The sequence below is a fragment of the Litoreibacter roseus genome (assembly GCF_009811795.1).
Lineage (GTDB): Bacteria > Pseudomonadota > Alphaproteobacteria > Rhodobacterales > Rhodobacteraceae > Litoreibacter > Litoreibacter roseus.
Map to the genome: position 1 here is coordinate 512364 of NZ_BLJE01000001.1, position 12284 is coordinate 524647.

Consider the following 12284-nt stretch of genomic DNA (forward strand, 5'->3'; position numbering starts at 1 on the left):
AGAAGTTGGCGGGTGCGTTGTCTCAGCGCGCCCGTTTGCCCCACAAATCGTATTCACCGGCCTCATCGACAATAACCTCAACAAGGTCGCCGGGTTTCAAATCTTCGAAATCCTCGTCAATGAAGAGATTACCGTCAATCTCCGGCGCATCCGAGATCGTACGGCAGGTCGCGGCCTCCCCATCGACGTCGTCGACCAAAACCTGCATTCGGTGACCGACCTTCGCGGCGAGTTTCGCCGCTGAGATGGTCTGTGCCTTTTCCATGAACCGGTTCCAACGATCTTGTTTGATGTCCGCTGGGACGTGATCCGGCAGGGCGTTCGAGCGCGCGCCGTCGACATTTTCGTACTGAAAACAACCGACCCGATCGAGCTGCGCTTCGTCCAGCCAATCCAGCAGCGTCTGAAATTCGGCCTCTGTTTCGCCAGGGTATCCGACAATAAATGTCGATCGCAGCGTGATGTCAGGGCAAATGGCGCGCCACGCTTCAATCTCTTCCAGCGTTTTTGACCCCGCCGCGGGGCGCGCCATGCGCTTGAGCACATCCGGATGAGCATGCTGAAACGGGATGTCCAGATAAGGCAGAACCCCGTTTTCTGCATCCGCCATCAGCGGGATCAGTTCGCGCACATGGGGGTAGGGGTATACATAATGCAATCGAACCCAAGCACCCAACTGACCCAACTCCCGGGTCAAATCAGTGATGTGGCTGCGAACACTCCGGTCTTTCCACGGATTCTCATCGTACCGCCGATCCAACCCGTACGCCGACGTATCCTGAGAGATTACAAGAAGTTCTCGCACGCCCGCATCGACCAGCTTCTCGGCCTCCCGCAGGATGGCGTGGGCCGGACGAGACGCGAGTTTTCCCCGCATATCCGGAATAATGCAGAACTTGCATTTGTGATTACAGCCCTCTGATATCTTCAGATAGCTATAGTGACGTGGGGTCAGGGAAACGCCTGTTGCGGGCAGAAGATCAATGAACGGATCGGGGGCGGGGGGAACGGCTGTGTGGACTGCATCCAGCACCTGCTCATATTGGTGGGGGCCGGTCACTGCCAGAACGGACGGGTGCGTGCCGCGAATGTAATCCTCTTCGGCGCCGAGACAGCCGGTCACGATCACGCGCCCGTTTTCATTCAAAGCTTCCCCAATAGCATCAAGGCTTTCCGCCTTCGCGCTGTCGAGAAAGCCGCAGGTGTTTACGATAACCGCTTCCGCCCCCGCATAGTCCGGGCTGATCGCATATCCCTCAGCCCGCAGCCGCGTCAGAATGCGTTCGCTGTCGACAAGCGCCTTCGGGCAGCCAAGGGAGACCATGCCGATCTTGGGCTGCCCCGCGCGGGCATCTTCCCGTACGGTCGCATTGGCCAGATCAGGGCGGAGGTTTGGAGGGTTCGCAGTCATAGGCTGTGTTAACGCGCCTCTCTTGGCAAGGAAAGCCGCAGTCAGCCCCAAGACCGGTATGTGGCGTTAATATGGCGAATGATCCCGCTTCGGGAAACTAAGTGTTTCCAAGTAGTGCGTCATATCCAGTACCGCTTTCGTTCATGTTTCGTTAATAATGGCAAAAATACGGTCTTAGTTAAGGGTAACAAAATGGCACTCAAGCCACTTCTTCTCTCTCTCATGGTTGTGGGCGCTGGCGGTGCTGCGTCAGCGTCCACTATCGATTTCAACAGCTTTGCCCATAGCGATAACGTCACAAGCGTGATGTCATCCGACGGCCTTGTGTCCGCTAACGTGACAGCGTCCGGCGGGATCAATCAGGCGTGGGCGTTCAATACGAACCTGACAACGACACGCGACAATGATCTCGAAGGTCCGTTCGACAGCTTCAACGGTACCTCGCCCGACGGCTATGATGCTGGCAACGTTCTGATCATTCAGGAAAATTTGAACACCAGCGCGGATGACAATGCAGGCGGTGGGTCGATCACCTTCCAATTTGCCGAGGCGGTTACGCTTCTGGGGTTCGGTTTGTTCGATGACGCCGTTGTGACAATCACGTCCGTATCCGGCGGCACAACATTCACCGGATCGCTTCCTGTCCCTGCGGCAGACGGCAAGTACGACAATTTCGATGTCGGCTCGCTTTTCGAGAATGTCACTGACCTGACCTTCACACTTGATGGATCGGGCGCGATTGATGATCTGCGCTTTGCACTGACACCGATCCCGGTTCCTGCGGCGCTTCCAATGTTGCTGGCGGGTATCGGTGGTCTTGGACTGGTTGCGCGCCGCCGCGCGCGCCGCTGACACTAACCAACTGAGTCTGAGGGCCGTCCGTCGAAAGAGGGGCGGCCTTTTCTGTTCTGACATTGTGATCAACCGTCGCGGGTGCATCTCCTTGTAACGCGCCCTATCGCGTCGTAGCCTTTCACCATTGTTGAGAGAGGTTGCCGAATGCGCTGGATTCTGCGGATTGCCCTAACACTGCTGACGCTGGTTGTCGTCGTGATCGCCGCTTTGTTTCTGATCCCAACGGACCGGATCGCGCGCATCGCAGAAACCCAATTTGAAGAAGCAACGGGACGCGTTCTGACGATCACGGGGGATGTGTCCCCGACGCTCTATCCCCGTCTCGGCGTTGCTCTGGAAGGTGCCTCGATTCAGAACGCGGCTTGGTCTGAAGACGGACCAATGTTGCAAGCAGACCGTCTGGAGGTCGCGGTGGGCCTGTCTGCCCTCATGGGGGGCGCAATCGATGTGGAGGCCTTCACCGTTGATGGCCCGGTCATACGATTGCAGCGTCAACCGGATGGCAGCGCCAATTGGGATTTTCTGACCCAGATGGGCAGCAGCGAGGATACGAGCGATAGCGGGACACCCAACATCTCGGTTCCCAAGGCAACCATCACTAACGGGACTCTGATTTTTGATGACGCTGGCACGGCGTATCAGCTGGATAACGTCAATCTGACGCTGACCCTGCCGGACCTTGAAGGTATCGGCGAAATTGATCTGGCCGCCGAATTGCGTGGACAGGCGATAGAACTGGGCGGCACGATTGATGGGGTACAACAGCTTCTTGATGGCAGCGAGCGTTCGGTTGACCTTGAGCTTACGGCGGGTCGCACATCCGCAAGCTTCGATGGGATCGCCGGAATTGATCCGGTGCGGGTGAAAGGCCAAGTCACCGGGGACATTCAAGATCAAAACGCACTTTTTGCACTTCTGGGCCAAGAGGCTCCGATCATACCGCCCGGCTTGGGCCAGACTGTGAAGATGTCTGCTGAACTGACCATGACGCCCGACAACCAACTGTTTTTGCGTGGGGCTGATGTTCTTCTGGATCAAAACCGGCTGCAAGGCGACGTGGATCTTGCTTTGACGACGCCCCCGACAGTAAAGGCGCGTCTGACGGGCGATAGTCTCGATTTCTCGGCCATGAGTACGGACACAACCGAAGGTGACGGCGCCGCCAATGCAGGGGCGGGCGGCTGGTCCGACGCCCGTCTCGATGTGAGTGGCTTGAATGCCGTGAACGGTGATTTCAGCTTCAAGGCCAATGCTGTCGACCTTGGCTCTATCAAGCTGGGCCCGACCGATATGCAGGGATCGCTCGACAATTCCCGTCTGGTGTTGGACCTGAGCGGGGTCAGTGTGTTCAGCGGTCTTGTCTCGGGTCAATTTGTGGTCAACGGTCGCGGTGGCTTATCCGTCGGCGGTGATCTGAGCGCGTCCAACGTGGCCATGCAGCAGGTTCTGAACGATTTCGCGGGCTATGACAGACTTGTGGGCAATGCGTCCATGCGCCTGAAATTCTTAGGTGTTGGCGGGACCATGGACCAGATCATGAAGGGCCTGTCCGGCTCAGGATCGCTTGACGTAGGCGCGGGTGAGCTTCTGGGCCTGGATATCGCGGGTATGATCAAGAACCTCGACACCTCCTATCAAGGCAGCGGATCTAGGACGATTTTCGATGACATCACCGCCAGCTTCACGATTGCAGACGGTGTTCTGCGCAACAGGGATCTGAGCTTTATCGCGCCGCTTTTGACAGCTTCGGGTGCAGGCCAGCTGGATCTTGGCGCACAGACCATCGACTACCGGGTCGAGCCGGTGGCCCTTGGTGGCGCGCTTGAAGGTGGCATCCGGGTTCCAGTGCTGATCACCGGGCCGTGGGGCAACATCAAGTTCCGCCCTGATCTGGAAGGCTTGATCGATATGGAACTTGAAGAAGAGAAAGAACGGCTGAAGGCCAAAGCCAAAGAGAAAGAGCGTGAACTAAAAGCAAAGGCCGAGGCCAAGCTTCAGGAAGAGCTGGGCGTAAGAAGCCAAGACGGCGACAGCCTAGAGGATACGCTGAAGAAAGGTTTGGAAGAAAAGGCCAAGGAAGGCCTTTTCAAGCTCTTCGACTAGCGTTTGCGATCGCGGCGCGAGCTCATCGGCTGGAATGCGACGCCCACATGCGCTTCGCAGTAGGGTTTGCCTGACTGAACAGGCAGACCACAGAACCAGAAATCTTCTGTTGCCGGGTCGCCAACGGGCCATTTGCAGGTCCGTTCCGTCAGTTCCATCACGCTGAGTTTCTTGGCCTTCTTCTCGACCTCACGAACGGAGGCCAGCGCTTCGGGGCTGATCTCATTCGCAGATGGCTGAGGCGGCAAAGGCTGGCCTGCGGTCACCACAAGTTTCGGGCGTGGCATCACTTTGACCGGTGTGTTCGCTGGCTTGGGATCGCTCTCCGTTGCCACGACCTTGGGTTTTTCGGGCGCCTTTGGTTTTGCCGCGGGCTTTTCCTTGTCCGCCGTCTTTGCGGCGGTCGCTCCGCCAGAGCGGTTTGACAGACCCAGACGATGCACTTTTCCGATCACCGCATTGCGTGTCACGCCACCAAGCTCTTTGGCGATCTGCGAGGCGGATTTCCCCTCACCCCACATTTTTTTGAGAATTTCGACGCGATCATCGGTCCACGACATCTGCTTGCCCTTTCAAATGACAGACCGCCCGGGAATGCCGGGCGGCGCTGTGGAATGCTCCTAGTTTATGCACGCTGCGCGGTGGATACAAGCGCTCCGAGCGGGACGTGCGGTCGCGGGTGCCCTAGAAATTTCTGGACAGGCGTCGCTAAAGCGGTCAAAGGAGCAGCCATGATCAAATTCGAACACATTCTGCGACTTCGACGCCGACGCTGAGCCGGCTGCCTGATCTATCCGTGCGCGTGTCATGCGCACATCCCTTACATCAATTGACTTGGACCGGAACATCCTGAATATCCGGAGTTCCCATGCGTAAAGGAGTACGCACATGATCCCCGCCGTTTTGCCGACCTATTCCCGGGCGAAGATGACCTTTGAGACAGGGGAAGGCAGTTGGCTCATCGACCGAGACGGCACGCGATATCTCGACTTCGGGGGCGGTATTGCAGTGACGGCACTGGGTCACGCGCATCCCACACTCGTGAAAGTCCTGCAGGATCAGGCGGCAAAGCTCTGGCACACGTCGAACCTCTACCATATTCCCAATCAGGAAGCGCTGGCTGAAAAGCTGCGCGAGGCGACCTTTGCCGATACCATGTTTTTCACCAACTCCGGGGCGGAGGCGATGGAATGCGCAATCAAGATGGCGCGCAAGTATTGGTACGAGAAGGGTGAAACACAGCGCACCAACATCATCACGTTCTCCGGCTCATTCCATGGTCGGACCTTGGCCACGATCTCTGCCGCCGGGTCAGAGAAGCTTACGAAGGGGTTCGGACCGCTCCTGCCAGGGTTTATTCACTTGCCATTCGGTGATCATGAGGCACTGCGCGCGGCTATGGACGATACGATTGCGGCGGTGATTGTTGAACCCGTAATTGGCGAAGGCGGAATCATTCCTTTGCCGGATGCGTGCCTGAAAGGGTTGCGCGATCTTTGCGACGAAACCGGTGCCTTGATGATATGCGACGAGATTCAATGTGGCATGGGGCGAACGGGTAAGCTGTTTGCCCATGAATGGGCCGGTGTCACACCCGATATCATGGCAGTTGCCAAGGGCATCGGGAACGGCATCCCCTTGGGGGCATGCCTTGCCACGGAAGACGCAGCACGCGGTATGACGGCGGGAACCCATGGCTCCACCTATGGGGGTAATCCACTGGCCTGCGCGGTCGGGGCCGCGGTAGTGGAACTTATCAACACACCTGAGTTTTTGGGGGATGTCAGTCGCAAGGCAGGTCTTCTGCGTCAGAAACTGGAGGGCTTGGTTGCCTCGCACCCGGATGTGTTCGAAGGCGTACGCGGAACGGGCCTGATGCTGGGGCTGAAATGTAAGGCTGCCAACGCGGATGTTGTTGCCGCTGGGCATGGCGAGCATCTGCTGACCGTTATGGGCGGCGATAATGTCGTGCGGCTTTTGCCAGCGCTGAACATCAGCGACGACGAGCTAACCGAGGGCGTCGCACGGCTTGATGCGGCAGCCAAGACACTGGGATCTGCAGCATGACTCACTTCCTCGATATTCATAAAACAGCTCCCAAGGAACTCAGACGGATCATCGACACTGGTCGTGCCATCAAGGATCAGCGCAACGGTCGTCCGAAAGGTGCCCCTGATGACGATCAGGCCCTCAAAGATCACATGGTCGCTCTGATTTTCGAGAAACCTTCGACGCGGACCCGGGTCAGTTTTGACGTTGGCGTCCGTCAGATGGGTGGACAGACAATGGTCCTATCCGGTTCAGACATGCAACTGGGCCATGGCGAGACGATTGCTGACACCGCCCGCGTGCTGTCGCGCTATGTCGACCTGATCATGATCCGAACTTTTGAAGAGCAGACACTCTTGGAAATGGCGGAATACGCGACGGTGCCTGTGATCAATGGGCTGACAAACCGCACTCATCCCTGCCAGATCATGGCGGATATCATGACGTTCGAAGAACATCGCGGGCCCATCAAGGGCAAAAAAGTCGTGTGGTCCGGGGACGGCAACAACGTCTTTTCCAGCTTCGCTCACGCGGCGCAGCAGTTCGAATTCGATCTGGTGTTCACAGGCCCCGAAACCTTGGATCCCGAACACACCGTTCGCGACGGCGTCACCATAGAGCGAAACCCGGAACGAGCGGTGGACGGGGCAGATCTGGTCGTGACTGATACGTGGGTTTCCATGCACGACCCGCAATCGGCACGGGAACGGCGTCACAATCAACTCCGTCCCTACCAAGTCAACGCGGAGTTGATGGGACATGCCAATGACGACGCGCTATTTATGCATTGCCTGCCCGCGCACCGGGACGAAGAGGCGACATCAGAGATCATGGACGGCCCGCATTCGGTTATTTTCGATGAGGCTGAAAATCGGCTCCATGCGCAAAAAGCCATTATGCGCTGGTGTCTGGGGAAGTAAGACAAGGACTTAGAAATGATCGAAGAACCCAAGTTGATGCGCGTGGCCCGTGACATGCGCCGCCCATCGGCAGCGCAAATCTCTGCGCTGAAGGACGTGCCGACCGGCTATGTCGTCGATGCGATGCAGGGCGTCGGTGCATTGTCACCGGATATCAAAGCCATCGGCGACGGGCGGGATATCGACTGTGTTGCCTGTGGTCCAGCGCTGACGGCGGGCAATGCGCCGTCCGACATCATGGCGACGCTTTGTTCGTTGAAATTCATCCAGCCCGGTGATGTCGTTGTCGCTGCGTTTGGAGGATTTCAGGGCTGCGCGGCGGCGGGCGATCTGGTGACCGGTATGATGCACAATTCCGGGGCGGCCGGGTTCGTGACCGATGGTCCCATGCGCGACTATGATGGCATCGTCGACGTGGGGCTGCCATGCTGGTGTACCGGTCTCAACCCCAACTCCCCTTTCACGAACGGGCCCGGCCGGGTCGGACTGCCGGTGCAGATCGGCGGGCGCACCGTCGAAACCGGCGATATGATCGTCGCAGACAGGGACGGCGTGGTTGTGGTACCTTTTTCCCGCATCGCTGAGGTGATCGGTGCGTTGACGGATGTGCGGCAGGCCGAGTCCGATATGGAGGCCGAGGTCGAAACCGGGCTCAAGATCCCAGAGAGCATCGAAGCACTTTTGGCCAGCGAAAACACGGAATATGTCTGAGCGTCAGGTCATCTTCATGATTATGCAGGTGGTCGACCCGGTGGCATAGAGTTTGCCGTCATCGACACCTTTGATCCAGCCATTGGCGACGCCCGTGGATCGTCCGGCGTGCTCGACGGTGCCGGAGGCCACGATATCCATGCCTAGGGGAATGCTGCGGACAATATTCACCTTGTATTCCAGCGTCGTGTAAGCCGATCCCTTCGGGACAGTCGTCATCACGGCGCAGGCCATCGCGCTGTCCAGAAGGCTGCCGTACCAGCCGCCGTGAACAGTTCCCATAGGGTTTGTGTGCTGGAATTCGGGCGACCCACGAAATTCCACATGACCTTCCTGGACCATTGTGACGCGGTAATTTAAAAGTCCTGCGATAGGTGGTCCAGCCAATGCGCCCGAGGCCATGCCGTGCATAAACTCAAGCCCCGACATCGACAGCAAGGTCTCGCGGCTTGGCAATTCATCAGGCGATTTGGCTGCGTATTGGTTCGACATGAGGCACCCTTACTTGGTTTGCCGCGACGCTATGCGCGCGCGGCCAAAGGGGCAAGATATCACGCGACCTGAGATAGGGACGTGCGTTGTGTGATGCCAAGTGCAGTGCAGATATCGCGGGTCAGTTCCGGGCGATTGAGCGTATAAAAATGCAGATGCTCTACCCCACCTTCAACCAAATCGGCGCACAGTTCGCTTGCGATGGCGATAGACAGCAAATCCTCACGGTCGTCCCGCTGGGCCGCCGTATAGGCATCATCCAACCAACCGGGGATCTTGGTTCCGCAACGCTCGGCAAACCGGCGGGCCGATGTCCAGTTCTCGATTGGCAGGATACCGGGCAGGATGGGCTTGTCTATACCGGCCGCAACGCAGGCATCGCGGAAGCGGAAGAACGTATCGGCCTCGAAGAAAAACTGGGTGATCGCGGCGTCCGCGCCCGCATCAAGCTTGCGTTTCAGGTAGGCGATATCCGCTGACATATCCTGCGCATCGGGATGGATATCCGGATAAGCTCCCACGCGGATCGTGAAATCGCCGGTCTCTTTCAGCGCCTCAATCAGTTCGACGGAAGAAGTGAAGCCATCTTTGTGCGGTGTGAACGTGTCTGTCCCTTTAGGAGGATCACCGCGCAGGGCAACGATGTCACTGACCCCGGCTTTCTTGTAAGCCCTTGCGACCTCGAGGGTTTCGTCTCGGGACGCATCGACACAGGTCAGATGGGCGGCGACGGTCAATTCGCTGGATTTCTGGATCGCTTCCACAGCCTCGTGGGTAAGCTGCCGTGTCGTTCCCCCAGCCCCGTAGGTGACGGAGACAAATTCCGGCTCAAGCGGCGCCAAGGTTTGAACAGCATCCGAAAGCTTGAAGCTGGCCTCGACATTGCGAGGCGGGAAGAATTCAAAAGAAATGGCAGGCTTGGTCATCGGGACGCGCTCCGGCTAGACAATTGAGAACCTTGATCCTACACCCCGCATTATTTATCAAACTCATAACTCTCAAGATAAACATGAGAAGAATATGCATATAGAGTTTCGCCATCTGCGGACGGTCAAAGCCATTCACGAGGCAGGGGGGCTGGCCAAGGCTGCTGATCAACTCAATATCACACAGTCCGCGCTGAGCCACCAGATCAAAGGGCTGGAGGATCAGGCGGGCGTAGAGTTGTTCATCCGACGCTCCAAACCGATGAAATTGTCCTCGGCCGGGATGAAGTTGCTGAAGCTCGCCGACAAGATCCTACCCGAGATCGCGGCGCTTCAGGACGAGTTTACAGGGCTGCGCATGGGCAAAAGCGGCAGGTTGCACATCGCGATTGAATGCCACGCGTGCTTTGAATGGCTTTTTCCCGTTCTCGAAGGGTTCCGCAAAAGTTGGCCGGATGTGGATGTGGACATCCGCCCCGGCCTTAGCTTCGACGGTCTGCCTGCGCTTCTGAGAGAGGAGGTCGATCTTGTAGTGTCCTCCGATCCGGAGGATTTGGACGGCGTCGATTTCACCCCACTTTTCGACTACGAACCTGTGTTTGTGGCCTCCTCCCAGAACCCTTTGGCCCAGAAGCCCTATATAGATGCGGAAGACTTGCGGGATCAGATGCTGATCACCTATCCCGTGGACCGTCGTCGTCTTGACGTCTTCACCGAGCTTTTGACACCCGCGGGCGTGGAACCGCGCGGAACCCGCCAAGTGGAATTGACTGCAGTGATATTGCTGCTGGTTGCGTCAAACAGGGGTGTCGCGGTATTGCCCGATTGGGTGGTGAGAGAGGTGCGCTACAATTCTGATTATGTCACGCGACCACTGACGAAAGAGGGGCGCATCAAGCGTCTCTACGCGGCGACGCGCAGCGATGACACGACGAAACCGTTCATGTCCCACGTAATCCGGTTGGCCCGGACCGAGCCTGTCAAGCTGCAGCGGGCCTAGGTTTCGGGGGGCACCAGACGAGCCGTTTGCCGTTCCCGAGCCACGATGTAAAGACCTGACGCCATCGTGATCGTGATGCCAAGAAAGGCCAGCCCGTTTGGCCAATCCTGAAAGATCAGATAGCCGATCATCGTCGCAAAAGGGATCTCCAGATATTGCATTGGGGCCAGCGTGGCTGACGGGGCAAACCGCAACGACCACGTCATCAACAGATGCGCTAGCGTGCCGATGATGCCGATGGTTAAAAGAAGCGCGTAGTCGAGGCCCGACGGAAAGACGATGTCAAACATCGGCCATGATTGCGGTCCGGGAAGCAGATCCGGCAGCAGCAAAAGCACCCCCAGAAAGATCGTCGCGACGACCCCACTGACGGCTTGCAGGCTGATCGGGTCCACATCCTTTGCAATCTGCCGCGTCACCAGCATGAAAAGCGCAAAGACCACCGCGACCACAAGCGGCAAGAGGGCAGGCAGACCGACGGCGGCAAAGCTGGGCTGAATGACCAGAAGCGTTCCAATGAAGCCCACGCAGCAGGCGATCAGGCGGCGGGCACCGACTGTTTCGCCCAAAACATAGCGTCCCAAAAGAAGCATGATGAACGGCATCACGAAGGCAATGGCGACGGCATCGGCGAGGGGAAGGAACCGCAATGAGGTGAACATCGCCCCGATCCCGATGATATGCAGCCCTGTCCGGTAGAGCATCAGGCGAAATACACGCCTGTTCATTTTCAACGACCGGGCCGTCAGCCAGGCAAATGGGATCAGCAAGGCGGCCTGTACCCCGAAACGCGTCACCAGAAGCTGTCCCAACGGTATGGTTTCGCCCAGCACTTTGGCCAATGCGTCGCCCATCGGCGCCAGCACGCAAAATCCCAGCATCAGCAGGATACCCAGCATTGGCCTGTCTTGTCCCATGGCGGCACGCTAGGCGCGGCACGTGAAGGCTGCAATGGGTCTTTCCCTCATCCCGCGCGCCCGGTATACGCGCGGCCTGACATTCAGGAGCATCAGGCATGCAAGGCAGCGCGAATCTCAACATCATGGTCAAAGCCGCCCGCAAGGCGGGCCGCAGCCTCGTCAAAGACTTTCGGGAGGTCGAGAACCTGCAGGTGTCCATGAAAGGGGCCGGGGACTTTGTATCCCGCGCTGATCTGGCGGCGGAACAGATCATCCGCGAAGAGCTGACCGAAGCGCGCCCCAACTACGGCTGGGTGGGCGAAGAAAGCGAGCCTGTCGAGGGCACCGATCCGACACGCCGCTGGATTGTAGACCCCCTTGATGGAACGACCAATTTTCTACACGGAATGCCGCATTGGGCCATTTCGATTGCCTTGGAACATAAAGGCGAGATCGTTTCGGCGGTGGTTTATGATGCCGCAAAGGACGAGATGTTCTTTGCCGAAAAAGGCGCGGGGGCATGGCTGAACGACAGCCAGCGCTTGCGGGTGTCGGGTCGCAGCAAGATGATCGAAACCGTCTATGCCACAGGCTTGCCGTTCGGCGGACGCAAGTATTTGCCTGCTAGCCTGAAAGACCTCGCGAACCTCTTGCCGCAATGCGCCGGTGTGCGGCGGTGGGGCGCGGCAGCGCTTGACTTGGCTTACGTCGCCGCGGGCCGCTACGACGGCTATTGGGAGCGTGGGTTGAACATCTGGGACATTGCGGGCGGCGTACTTCTGGTAAAAGAGGCTGGCGGCTTGGTCGAACCCTTGCGCGAGGGTCAGAGCCTTCTGGAAGACGGTCACTTGATCGCTGCGAATAGCGAGATTTTTGACCAGTTCGCCAAGGTCATCCGCAGCACCGAGGCGGGCTGAC

At 58.0% G+C, this 12284-nt stretch carries 12 protein-coding genes; 7 read left to right on the forward strand and 5 right to left on the reverse strand.

The window, feature by feature from the left end:
- Window positions 1–22: 22 nt before the first annotated feature.
- Window positions 23–1411, reverse strand: a complete 1389-nt coding sequence (gene rimO / locus KIN_RS02565) for a 30S ribosomal protein S12 methylthiotransferase RimO (protein ID WP_159804383.1) — start codon at window positions 1409–1411, stop codon at window positions 23–25.
- 192 nt (window positions 1412–1603) lie between these two features.
- Here rimO and KIN_RS02570 point away from each other — a divergent pair, with 192 nt between their 5' ends.
- Window positions 1604–2263: a VPLPA-CTERM sorting domain-containing protein gene (locus KIN_RS02570; RefSeq protein ID WP_159804384.1), complete on the forward strand. Its 660-nt coding sequence runs from the start codon at window positions 1604–1606 to the stop codon at window positions 2261–2263.
- Between the two features lie 147 nt (window positions 2264–2410).
- Window positions 2411–4369, forward strand: a complete 1959-nt coding sequence (locus KIN_RS02575) for an AsmA family protein (RefSeq protein ID WP_159804385.1) — start codon at window positions 2411–2413, stop codon at window positions 4367–4369.
- Here the strand turns inward: KIN_RS02575 and KIN_RS02580 are convergent.
- Window positions 4366–4929 (reverse strand): GcrA family cell cycle regulator, encoded by a 564-nt coding sequence (locus KIN_RS02580; protein ID WP_159804386.1) that lies wholly within the window; start codon window positions 4927–4929, stop codon window positions 4366–4368. The two genes, KIN_RS02575 and KIN_RS02580, sit on opposite strands and share 4 nt — an antisense overlap.
- A 328-nt stretch (window positions 4930–5257) precedes the next feature.
- Between KIN_RS02580 and KIN_RS02585 the strand changes: the two genes are divergently transcribed.
- Genes KIN_RS02585 through KIN_RS02595 form a run of 3 tightly spaced genes read left to right on the forward strand, consistent with a single transcriptional unit; the run spans window position 5258 to window position 8049 of the window.
- Window positions 5258–6436 (forward strand): aspartate aminotransferase family protein, encoded by a 1179-nt coding sequence (locus KIN_RS02585; protein ID WP_159804387.1) that lies wholly within the window; start codon window positions 5258–5260, stop codon window positions 6434–6436.
- Window positions 6433–7338 (forward strand): ornithine carbamoyltransferase, encoded by a 906-nt coding sequence (gene argF / locus KIN_RS02590; RefSeq protein ID WP_159804388.1) that lies wholly within the window; start codon window positions 6433–6435, stop codon window positions 7336–7338. Before KIN_RS02585 ends, argF begins: the two co-directional genes overlap by 4 nt.
- A 15-nt stretch (window positions 7339–7353) precedes the next feature.
- Window positions 7354–8049 carry an RraA family protein gene (locus KIN_RS02595; protein ID WP_159804389.1) on the forward strand — a complete coding sequence of 232 codons (696 nt, stop codon included), beginning with the start codon at window positions 7354–7356 and terminating at the stop codon, window positions 8047–8049.
- Between the two features lie 3 nt (window positions 8050–8052).
- Here the strand turns inward: KIN_RS02595 and KIN_RS02600 are convergent, their stop codons facing one another.
- Window positions 8053–8541, reverse strand: a complete 489-nt coding sequence (locus KIN_RS02600) for a PaaI family thioesterase (protein WP_159804390.1) — start codon at window positions 8539–8541, stop codon at window positions 8053–8055.
- A gap of 59 nt (window positions 8542–8600) precedes the next feature.
- Entirely contained in the window at window positions 8601–9467 is an 867-nt protein-coding gene (metF, locus tag KIN_RS02605) for a methylenetetrahydrofolate reductase [NAD(P)H] (RefSeq protein ID WP_159804391.1), read from the reverse strand.
- A 94-nt stretch (window positions 9468–9561) separates the two neighbouring features.
- Here metF and KIN_RS02610 point away from each other — a divergent pair, with 94 nt between their 5' ends.
- On the forward strand, window positions 9562–10467 hold the full coding sequence (locus KIN_RS02610) for a LysR family transcriptional regulator (RefSeq protein ID WP_159804392.1): 906 nt from the start codon (window positions 9562–9564) through the stop codon (window positions 10465–10467).
- Here KIN_RS02610 and KIN_RS02615 read toward each other — a convergent pair.
- Entirely contained in the window at window positions 10464–11384 is a 921-nt protein-coding gene (locus KIN_RS02615) for a DMT family transporter (RefSeq protein ID WP_159804393.1), read from the reverse strand. The two genes, KIN_RS02610 and KIN_RS02615, sit on opposite strands and share 4 nt — an antisense overlap.
- Before the next feature lie 98 nt (window positions 11385–11482).
- Here KIN_RS02615 and KIN_RS02620 point away from each other — a divergent pair, with 98 nt between their 5' ends.
- The gene (locus tag KIN_RS02620; protein ID WP_159804394.1) at window positions 11483–12283 is read left to right on the forward strand and encodes an inositol monophosphatase family protein; all 801 of its coding nucleotides are present in this window, start codon (window positions 11483–11485) and stop codon (window positions 12281–12283) included.
- Window position 12284: the final 1 nt, after the last annotated feature.

Excerpts from the sequence above, each read along its gene's own strand:
- rimO (WP_159804383.1), bottom strand. The coding sequence starts at position 1,411 with ATGACTGCGAACCCTCCAAACCTCCGCCCTGATCTGGCCAATGCGACC.
- KIN_RS02570 (WP_159804384.1), top strand. The coding sequence starts at position 1,604 with ATGGCACTCAAGCCACTTCTTCTCTCTCTCATGGTTGTGGGCGCTGGC.
- KIN_RS02575 (WP_159804385.1), top strand. The coding sequence starts at position 2,411 with ATGCGCTGGATTCTGCGGATTGCCCTAACACTGCTGACGCTGGTTGTC.
- KIN_RS02580 (WP_159804386.1), bottom strand. The coding sequence starts at position 4,929 with ATGTCGTGGACCGATGATCGCGTCGAAATTCTCAAAAAAATGTGGGGT.
- KIN_RS02585 (WP_159804387.1), top strand. The coding sequence starts at position 5,258 with ATGATCCCCGCCGTTTTGCCGACCTATTCCCGGGCGAAGATGACCTTT.
- argF (WP_159804388.1), top strand. The coding sequence starts at position 6,433 with ATGACTCACTTCCTCGATATTCATAAAACAGCTCCCAAGGAACTCAGA.
- KIN_RS02595 (WP_159804389.1), top strand. The coding sequence starts at position 7,354 with ATGATCGAAGAACCCAAGTTGATGCGCGTGGCCCGTGACATGCGCCGC.
- KIN_RS02600 (WP_159804390.1), bottom strand. The coding sequence starts at position 8,541 with ATGTCGAACCAATACGCAGCCAAATCGCCTGATGAATTGCCAAGCCGC.
- metF (WP_159804391.1), bottom strand. The coding sequence starts at position 9,467 with ATGACCAAGCCTGCCATTTCTTTTGAATTCTTCCCGCCTCGCAATGTC.
- KIN_RS02610 (WP_159804392.1), top strand. The coding sequence starts at position 9,562 with ATGCATATAGAGTTTCGCCATCTGCGGACGGTCAAAGCCATTCACGAG.
- KIN_RS02615 (WP_159804393.1), bottom strand. The coding sequence starts at position 11,384 with ATGGGACAAGACAGGCCAATGCTGGGTATCCTGCTGATGCTGGGATTT.
- KIN_RS02620 (WP_159804394.1), top strand. The coding sequence starts at position 11,483 with ATGCAAGGCAGCGCGAATCTCAACATCATGGTCAAAGCCGCCCGCAAG.